General features: G+C 62.3%; 8 protein-coding genes. 6 read left to right on the forward strand and 2 right to left on the reverse strand.

Features of this window, described 5'->3' with window-relative positions:
* Positions 1-78: 78 nt before the first annotated feature.
* The 5 genes from AC0Z2B_RS18435 to AC0Z2B_RS18455 all read left to right on the forward strand — a co-directional run bounded on the left by AC0Z2B_RS18435 (position 79) and on the right by AC0Z2B_RS18455 (position 4693).
* A complete protein-coding gene (locus AC0Z2B_RS18435; RefSeq protein WP_416422329.1) occupies positions 79-564 on the forward strand; it encodes a flavin reductase family protein in 486 nt (161 codons plus the stop codon).
* 119 nt (positions 565-683) lie between these two features.
* Positions 684-1721, forward strand: a complete 1038-nt coding sequence (locus AC0Z2B_RS18440) for an LLM class flavin-dependent oxidoreductase (protein ID WP_473005292.1) — start codon at positions 684-686, stop codon at positions 1719-1721.
* A 272-nt stretch (positions 1722-1993) separates the two neighbouring features.
* The gene (locus AC0Z2B_RS18445) at positions 1994-2668 is read left to right on the forward strand and encodes a cysteine hydrolase family protein (protein WP_476298543.1); all 675 of its coding nucleotides are present in this window, start codon (positions 1994-1996) and stop codon (positions 2666-2668) included.
* Complete coding sequence (locus tag AC0Z2B_RS18450) at positions 2665-4026, forward strand: purine-cytosine permease family protein (RefSeq protein ID WP_476298545.1); 1362 nt, start codon at positions 2665-2667, stop codon at positions 4024-4026. Before AC0Z2B_RS18445 ends, AC0Z2B_RS18450 begins: the two co-directional genes overlap by 4 nt.
* A gap of 214 nt (positions 4027-4240) precedes the next feature.
* Entirely contained in the window at positions 4241-4693 is a 453-nt protein-coding gene (locus AC0Z2B_RS18455; protein ID WP_476298547.1) for a hypothetical protein, read from the forward strand.
* A gap of 201 nt (positions 4694-4894) precedes the next feature.
* On the opposite strand, the gene AC0Z2B_RS18460 is transcribed toward AC0Z2B_RS18455, so the two are convergent.
* Complete coding sequence (locus tag AC0Z2B_RS18460; RefSeq protein ID WP_476298549.1) at positions 4895-6202, reverse strand: MFS transporter; 1308 nt, start codon at positions 6200-6202, stop codon at positions 4895-4897.
* 238 nt (positions 6203-6440) lie between these two features.
* Between AC0Z2B_RS18460 and AC0Z2B_RS18465 the strand changes: the two genes are divergently transcribed.
* The gene (locus tag AC0Z2B_RS18465; RefSeq protein WP_476298551.1) at positions 6441-7259 is read left to right on the forward strand and encodes an NAD-dependent epimerase/dehydratase family protein; all 819 of its coding nucleotides are present in this window, start codon (positions 6441-6443) and stop codon (positions 7257-7259) included.
* Between the two features lie 150 nt (positions 7260-7409).
* On the opposite strand, the gene AC0Z2B_RS18470 is transcribed toward AC0Z2B_RS18465, so the two are convergent.
* A complete protein-coding gene (locus AC0Z2B_RS18470) occupies positions 7410-8732 on the reverse strand; it encodes an ammonium transporter (RefSeq protein WP_476298553.1) in 1323 nt (440 codons plus the stop codon).
* Between the last annotated feature and the right edge of the window lie 128 nt (positions 8733-8860).

Consider the following 8860-nt stretch of genomic DNA (forward strand, 5'->3'; position numbering starts at 1 on the left):
CAAGCGAAAACTTGGCATACCATCAGACAACAAAGCGGCATAAAACCAATTCAGCCGCTGCCTACCGAGGAACACCAAATGATCGACGCCACCGTCTACAAAAACGTCATGGGCTCCTTCCCTTCGGGCGTGACCGTGATCACCACCCTGGACGACGACGGCCAGGTCGTGGGCCTCACCGCCAGTGCCTTCAGCTCGCTGTCCATGGACCCGGCGCTGGTGCTGTTCTGCCCCAACTACAGCTCCGACTCCTACCCCGTGCTGATCAAGAACAAGCGCTTCGCCATTCACCTGCTGTCGGGCCAGCAGCAGGCCGAAGCCTACGCCTTCGCGCGCAAGGGCAAGGACAAGGCCGCCGGCCTTGAGTGGACCCTGAGCGAGTTGGGCAACCCGCTGCTCAAGGGCGCCGTGGCCATCATCGAGTGCGAACTGTGGCGCGAATACGAAGGCGGCGACCACGCCATCATGGTCGGCGCGGTGAAGAACCTGGTGGTCCCTGAACAGGGCCCAACCCCGCTGGTGTACTGCCGCGGCAAGATGGGCGCGCTGCCCGCCTTCGCATAAAGACATTGCAGATTATTGGTATTATGGTATACCAATAATACGACCGCAGCGCCTTGGCGCTCCCACAGCATCAGGCCCACTTTCGGCGGGCCAAAAACAAAAGATCCGAGGTACGCGTCATGAAGTTTTCCCTGTTCGTGCATATGGAACGCTGGGATGAGCAAGTCAGCCACCGGCAGCTGTTCGAGGACCTGACCGAGCTCACCCTGATGGCCGAAAAAGGCGGCTTCAGCACCGTCTGGATCGGCGAACACCACGCCATGGAATACACCATTTCGCCTAGCCCGATGCCGCTGCTGGCGTACCTGGCCGGCAAGACCACCACCATTCACCTGGGCGCCGGCACCATCATCGCGCCGTTCTGGCACCCGCTGCGGGTAGCCGGTGAATGCGCCCTGCTGGACGTCATCAGCAACGGCCGCATGGAAGTGGGCCTGGCCCGCGGCGCCTACCAGGTGGAATTCGACCGCATGGCCGGCGGCATGCCCGCCAGCAGCGGCGGCAACGCCCTACGGGAAATGGTGCCGGTGGTGCGCAAGCTGTGGGAAGGCGACTACGCCCACGACGGCGAGATCTGGAAATTCCCCACCTCCACCAGCGTGCCGAAACCAGTGCGTACCCCACCGATCTGGATCGCTGCCCGCGACCCTGACTCGCACAACTTCGCCGTGGCCAATGGCTGCAACGTCATGGTCACGCCGCTGATGAAAGGCGACGAGGAAGTGGTGGACCTGAAGAACAAGTTCGAAGCCGCGCTGGCCAACAACCCGAGCATCCCGCGCCCGCAACTGATGGTGCTGCGCCACACCCACGTGCACGCCAAGGACGACCCGGACGGCTGGCAGGTCGGCGCCAAGGCCATCTCGCGCTTCTACCGCACCTTCGACGCCTGGTTCGGCAACAAGACCACCCCGGTGAACGGCTTCCTCGACCCAAGCCCGGAAGAAAAATTCGCCGAGCGCCCGGAGTTCCAACTGGAGAACATCCGCAAGAACACCATGATCGGCACCCCGGAAGAGATCGTTGCGCGGATCAAGTATTACCAGGAACTGGGGGTGGACGAGTTCAGCTTCTGGTGTGACAACAGCTTGCCCCATGAAGAGAAGAAGAAGTCACTGAAGCTGTTCATCGAGCACGTGGTGCCGGCGTTCCGCTAGGTCGTTATTTCGTGATGCCGCCGGACGCAGCCTGGCGGCAGCTGCTACGGGGAGGGGCATTATGCATTTGGCTTATCTTCGCCTTTGTGGCCCTTCCTCGCACATTCGCATCAAACGCCTGCGCGCTTGTGTATCCGCCAAGCAGAACGGCTTCTGGCAGATAATTTCCTGAGCACTCCCTGAACACGAAACGAGCACCGGCTTCCCCCGGCGCTGCCCTTTGTTGTCGATGCGACGCGGCCCTGCCGCGCGCTCAACGATCAGGTTTGCCCATGAACAATAACAACGCGCTTTTGATCATCGACATGCAACGTGAAGACAGTTTCGCCCTGCACGACTGCCAGGCCGTCATTGCTCACAACCAGGCCTTGCTGGCCGCCGCCCGTGAACATCAGGTGCCGGTCATCTACACCCGCCACATCAATGGCGACGACCTGCCGCCCGGAGAACCACTAGCCGCCGATGGCCGCGCCGCCAGTTACCGGGCCGGCAGCGATAACGTGCACATCCTGGCCCAGCTTATGCCCCGCCCCAATGAACGGGTCATCGACAAACCACGGTACAGCGCTTTCCACCGTACCGACCTGCACGCGCACCTGAGCGCGTCCGGTATCGATACCCTGATCATCAGCGGCGTGCTCACCGATGTGTGCGTGCTGACCACGGTGTTCGACGCCTTCGCCTTGGGCTACCGCATCCAGCTGGTGGCCGACGCCTGCACCAGTACCACTCCCGCCGCGCATTACAGCGCGCTGTTGATGATGTGCAATTGGGTGTATTCGCTGGCGCTGATTAACACGAGAGAACTGCTTAAGGCCCTGCAGGGCTTGCCGTTCAACCATTTCCAGCCGACTGCCCCCGACCAGATGGCCCATGAGCCGGCGCAGCTGCCCCACGCCATTGCCCGCCTGCAACTTAACCTGCAAGCCCAGGGGGTACGCTCATGAAAGTCGAAAAACGCAGCATCGACTTCATCCCCGAAAGCGAGCGTTACGGCAAGCCAGGCTCGCTGTTCTACATCTGGTTCGGCGCCAACATGAACATCACCACCATCGCCGCCGGCGTGCTGCCGGTGGCCTTGGGCCTGAACCTGTTCTGGAGCACCCTGGCGATTGTGCTGGGCTCGCTGCTGGGGGCCGTTTTCATGGCCTCCCACTCGGCCCAGGGCCCGCGCCTGGGCATTCCGCAAATGATCCAGAGCCGCGCGCAGTTCGGTGTCATCGGCGCGGTGCTGCCGCTGTTGTTCGTGATGCTGATCTACCTGGGTTTTTTCGTCAGCAATACCCTGCTGGCCGCCCAGGCCTTGGCCGCAGTCAGCCCCTTGGGCAACGCCAGGAACATCTGGCTGATTGGCGCGCTGTGCTTCGTGGTGGCGTTGTTCGGCTACAGGCTGATTCACCGCCTGCAGAAGCTGTTGTCGATTTTATCGGTGCTGGTGTTCGCCGCCGCCACGGCGCTTGCCCTGAGCCTGCCGGTAGACGCCGGGCAATGGCTGCCGCAGGGCTTCATGCTGTCGAAGTTCCTGGTAGCCGTGAGCATTGCCGTCACCTGGCAGCTGTCCTACGCGCCCTACGTCGCCGACTACTCGCGCTACCTGCCCACCGCCACGCCCATGGCCCGGGTATTCTGGTTCAGCTACGTCGGCACCGTGCTCGGTGGCGTGTGGATGATGGTGTTGGGCGCCGTGCTTGGCGTGGCCGTTACGGGCTTTGCCGATAACGTCGGTGGGGGCGTGGTGGGCCTGTTCGGCGGCGCGACGGTGCTGTTGTTCGCCTTCATCGTCTACGGGCAGGTGTCGATCAATGTGTTCAACCTGTATGGCGCATTCATGTCCACGGTCACTGTCATCGAACCCTTCTCGCGCCTGCGCGTGACCCCGCAGGTACGGGGCGTGTTCATGTTGCTGATCAGCCTGTTGGCTACCGGCCTGTGCACCCTGGGCCAAGGCGACTTCATCGGATATTTCCTCAACTTCATCTTTTTCATGAGCTACTTCCTGATCCCCTGGACCGCCATCAACCTGGTGGACTACTACTGCCTGCGCAAAGGCGTGTACCAACTGGCGGATATCTTCGACATGGATGGCATCTACGGGCGCGTCAACCTGATAGCCTGCGCCAGCTTCATTGCCGCCATTGCGCTGGAAGTACCGTTCATGAACACCACGCTCTACGTGGGTCCGGTTGCCACGGCACTGGATGGCGTTGACCTGGCGTGGGTTGTGGGGCTGGTGGTGCCTGCGGTGGCCTATTACGGCCTGATGCGGCGGCTTGGACCTGCGGCGCAAGTCACTGCACCGCTGTAACCCGTAGCCGCTGCCGCCAGGCTGCGCTGGCCAAAGGGCCCACTGGAGATTTCCAGCGTTTACAAAGGCCAGCGCAGCATGCGGCAGCGGCTACTTCGACCGTGCCCGGCATTGAGCGTCGATAAAATCTGCTTACGATTATTTGCTCTGGAATCTATCCGCCTGCCGCTAAGGTAACGTCTCCGCTGGGCCACCTGCCGCGACAAGGCCGCAAATGCCGCTCTACGCCAACGCCGAAACGCTCATCCGGGCAAACCTGAATCAGGTTGCCCAAGGTAATCGTGTGCGAGCAGTAGCTATCGGCGTTTTGACTGAAGTTCAGCAGGTAACTATCAACAGCCAGAAAGCGGCTGCAGGGTTGCCCCTGCTGGAGAATCCGGAAATTATCTTTTTAGGCAAACACGCTTACGACAGTCGGGTAGCGCGCGATGGCTATACGATCGAGGACGTAATCACTCAAATAAAATTTGCATTGGCGGCCAGTGCTCGAGTCGTTGAGTCGGTCAAAATGACGGCGATAAAGAGTACCCATTTGCGTGCAGATGGCTACGGAAATGAGGTGTTAGACGAGGCTGTCTTTGAGCTGATGACGCGCAAGCCCAGAGCAGAGCTGTACTCGATCATCCCGAAGGGCGATAAGTTCAAACCCAAACGCCAGGCAAAATAAAGGCCGCTACAAACGGCCTGGATGAAGCAAGAAAACACTCGCCCGGATAACTTGAAGCTTGGCCGGCGCACCAGTGTTCTCTAGACCAAAAGGTTACGCTTCTGCTCTCTAGAGGTCAAGGCGCCTACGAGGCGCAACGGACCGAAGGCCTATGAATGGCCAGCCGCAAGGGCCGGCCTATTGTCGCAATATGTGTCCTGATCAAGACCCTGCAATGACTCCAGAGCCAAGGGTGGCGCTTACATCCGCCTCCGGCTTGATCCGCACCACTTCCCGCGCCACTGTCCACACGATGATCGCCGCGACGATGTCGAAGATCGCCAGCACCACGAACAACGGGCTGTAGCCAACCTGGGTGACCAGCACACCAAACACAGCGGTGAACGCCGCAGCACCAAGGAAGCCGAACATGCCGCCGGCACCGGTGGCGGTGGCCACTTCGTTCTTGCCGAAGGAGTCGGAGGTGATGGCGTACAGCGCACCCGACAGGGTCTGGTGGGCGAAGCCGCCTACGCACAGCAGGGCGATGGCCATGTAGGGGCTGTCGACCAGGCCGATGCAGGCCGGACCGATCATGCATGAGCAGCCGAACAGCATGACCATTTTGCGCGAGGTGAACAGCGAGACCTTGCAGTAGCGGTGGAAGATCGGGCTCAGGTAGCCACCCAGCACGCAGCCCAGGTCAGCGGCCAGGAACGGCAGCCAGGCGAACATGGCGATTTCCTTGATGTTCATGTGCCGTTCGGTCATCAGGTACAGCGGGATCCAGGCGTTGAAGGTCTGCCAGGCCGGCTCGGAAAGGATGCGCGCCGAGGCGATGGCGTAGAAGTTGCGACTGGCGACGATCTTTTTCCAGCTGCCGCGCTGCTTGGGTTCTTCCTTGAAGTGCGCTTCCTGGCCGCTGAGGATGTACTCGCGTTCCTCGTCGCTGAGGCGTTTCTGGTCACGCGGGTGCTTGTAGAGGAACAGCCAACCCACGCTCCAGACGATACCGGCGGCGCCGACGATCAGGAACGCCAGCTGCCAGCCGCTGTGCAGGATGGCCCAGACCACCAGCGGCGGTGCCAGCAGCGCGCCCACCGAGGAGCCGATGTTGAACCAGCCAATGGCCACCGAGCGCTCCTTGGCCGGAAACCACTCGGTGGTGGCCTTGACGCCGGCCGGCAGGCCGGCGGCTTCGGTCAGGCCCAGCAGGCCGCGCAGGAACGCCAGGCTCTGCCAGCCGGTTGCCAGGGCGGCGCCGGCGCAGGCCAGCGACCAGGCGAGGGCAAACACCGCGAAGCCCATCTTGGTGCCGATGGCATCGAGGATGTAACCGGCAATGGGTTGCATCAGCGCGTAGCAGATCTGCCAGGCGACGACGATGTGGGAATACTGCTCGGTGGAGATGGTCAGTTCGCTCATCATCGTGGGCGCTGCGACCGACAGGGTGTTACGGGCCAGGTAGTTGACGATCAGGCCGCCCATGACCAGGGCCACCATCCACCAACGGATGCCTTTAATCTTCATCACATCACCTTGATTGTATTTTTGTTAGGTGAGCGTTATCCACGGAAGGGAGTCGCGCTATCGACACATTTAGTCATACGTTGTCGTATAACCACCTTATAGCGATACTGGCGAATAGGTGTCAATGCCGTTTCCGCGCATCGTCGATTGACAGCGACAGGCTGCGCTCCCAATAATTCGTCGCAAGTTGTACGATGACATCCAACCAACAATAATTTACAAGAGGCCAGAGCCGCCCATGACCACCCCAAGCAAACCCCTCAACCGCCTGCTGCTGACCGGTGCCGCTGGCGGCCTGGGCAAGGAACTGCGCCAACGCCTGAAGCCTTTCTGCCGCACCCTGCGCCTGTCCGACATCGCCAGCATCGGCGCCGTGGATGACAAGACGGAAGAATTCCAGCTGTGCGACCTTTCCGACAAACAGGCGGTGCACCACCTGGTGGAAGGCGTGGATGCCATCGTGCATTTTGGTGGCGTGTCGGTAGAGCGCCCGTTCGAAGAGATCCTGGGCGCCAATATCTGCGGGGTGTTTCATATTTATGAAGCAGCGCGCCGCCATGGGGTGAAGCGGGTGATTTTCGCCAGCTCCAACCACGTCATCGGCTTCCACAAGCAGACCGAGGTGCTGGACGCCCATAGCGCCCGCCGCCCGGACAGCTACTACGGCCTGAGCAAATGCTACGGCGAGGACATGGCCAGCTTCTATTTCGACCGCTACGGCATCGAGACCCTGACCATCCGCATCGGCTCCTCGTTCGCCGAACCGCAGAACCGCCGCATGCTCAGCACCTGGCTGAGCTTCGACGACCTGACCCAGCTGATCGCCCGCGGCCTGTACACCGCCGACATCGGCCACACCGTGGTGTACGGCGCCTCCGACAACACCCCCAACTGGTGGGACAACCGCTATGCCGCGCACCTGGGCTACCAGCCCAAGGACAGCAGCGAGCCGTTCCGCGCCAAGGTGGAAGCGCAGCCGATGCCGCCGGCCGATGACCCGACCATGGTGTACCAGGGCGGCGCGTTCGTGGCAGCCGGTCCATTCGGCGACAATTGACCGCCCCCTGACGCGGGGGGGGGGGCCCGGGGCCCCCCCAGCGGCAACCGCCCCCGGCCCCCGGCCAGATCCACCCAAGCGGCCTTCGGCCGCTGCTACCCGCCCTGTAGCAGCGGCCGAAGGCCGCGTCCTAGTCACCACCTGGCAGGATCAGTGGTTGTAAGCACTCTCGTTATGCTCACCCAAGTCCAGCCCCAACTCCTCGGTAGCCTCATCCGCCCGCAAGCCAATCACCGCCTTGATCACCTTCAAGATGATCCAGCTCACCGCGAAGCAATACACGAAGGTGAAGCTAACGCCCTTGAACTGCGCCCACAGTTGCCCGGCGATGGTGACGTTGGGCACGTAGCCGCCCAGTGACGGTACGCAGAACACGCCGGTGAGCAGCGCGCCGACGATACCGCCGATGCCGTGCAGGCCGAACACGTCGAGGCTGTCGTCGTAGCCGAAGCGACGTTTCAGGCTGGTGGCGCCCAGGTAGCAGATCACCCCGCACAGCAGGCCGATGGCCAAGGCGCCGCCGGTGCCCACGTAGGCGCACGCCGGCGTGATACCCACCAGGCCCGCCAACGCACCGCTGGCCAGGCCCAGGGCGCTGGGGCGGCCGGCCTTGAACCATTCGGTGAACATCCAGCCGATGATGCCGGCGCAGGCGCCCAGTTGGGTGTTGATCATGACGATGCCGGAGATGCCGCTGAGGCCACCGCCCGAACCGATGTTGAAGCCGAACCAGCCCACCCACAGCATGGCCGCGCCGACCATGGTGAAGCTCAGGTTGTGCGCCGGCATCGGCGTGTGCGGGTAGCCCTTGCGCTTGCCCAGCAGGATGCACGCCGCCAGCGCCGCGACGCCGGCGTTGATGTGCACGGCGGTGCCGCCGGCGTAGTCCAGGGTGCCCCAGTTGTGCATCAAGGCCCCTGCCCCGCCCCACACCATGTGGGCGATGGGCGCGTAGACCAGGGTGAACCACACGGCCATGAAGATCAGCGCCGCCGAGAACTTCATGCGCTCGGCGAAGGCGCCGGCGATCAACGCCGGCGTGATGATGGCGAAGGTCATCTGGAAGGTCACGAACACGCCTTCGGGAATGTCGCCGACGATGCTGTCGGCGTTCATGCCGGCCAGGAACACCCGGCTCAGGCCGCCGACGAAGCTGTTGAAGGTGACTTGGCCGTCAATCATGTTGGTGGTGTCGACCACCATGCTGTAGCCGTAGATCACCCATAACACGCCGACCACGCCGGCGATGCCGAAGCACTGGGTGAACAGCGAGAGCATGTTTTTTGCCCGCACCAGGCCGCCGTAGAACAACGCCAGGCCCGGCAGGCACATGAACAGCACCAGCACCGCGGCGGTGATCATCCAGGCGCTGCTGCCCAGGTTCAGGGTTGGCGGCGCAGTATCGGCGGCGTTGGCCAGGGTGGAGAAGAGGGTTAATGCAAGGAGGGAAATGCCGGGTAGACGGTTGACCATTTTCGAAGCTCCTGCGAGGAATGGAAGGTTGTCTGGCAGCACGCGAAATGGGCAAAGCTTCGGGCGTTGTTGGCCTCTTCTTGGGGCCCGGACGCGGCCTGCGGCCGCTGCTACGGGGGTAGCAGCGG

This window comes from Pseudomonas sp. GYB4201, from assembly GCF_056312595.1.

Coding starts and splice junctions, on each gene's coding strand:
- AC0Z2B_RS18435 (WP_416422329.1), top strand. CDS start 79: ATGATCGACGCCACCGTCTACAAAAACGTCATGGGCTCCTTCCCTTCG.
- AC0Z2B_RS18440 (WP_473005292.1), top strand. CDS start 684: ATGAAGTTTTCCCTGTTCGTGCATATGGAACGCTGGGATGAGCAAGTC.
- AC0Z2B_RS18445 (WP_476298543.1), top strand. CDS start 1,994: ATGAACAATAACAACGCGCTTTTGATCATCGACATGCAACGTGAAGAC.
- AC0Z2B_RS18450 (WP_476298545.1), top strand. CDS start 2,665: ATGAAAGTCGAAAAACGCAGCATCGACTTCATCCCCGAAAGCGAGCGT.
- AC0Z2B_RS18455 (WP_476298547.1), top strand. CDS start 4,241: ATGCCGCTCTACGCCAACGCCGAAACGCTCATCCGGGCAAACCTGAAT.
- AC0Z2B_RS18460 (WP_476298549.1), bottom strand. CDS start 6,202: ATGAAGATTAAAGGCATCCGTTGGTGGATGGTGGCCCTGGTCATGGGC.
- AC0Z2B_RS18465 (WP_476298551.1), top strand. CDS start 6,441: ATGACCACCCCAAGCAAACCCCTCAACCGCCTGCTGCTGACCGGTGCC.
- AC0Z2B_RS18470 (WP_476298553.1), bottom strand. CDS start 8,732: ATGGTCAACCGTCTACCCGGCATTTCCCTCCTTGCATTAACCCTCTTC.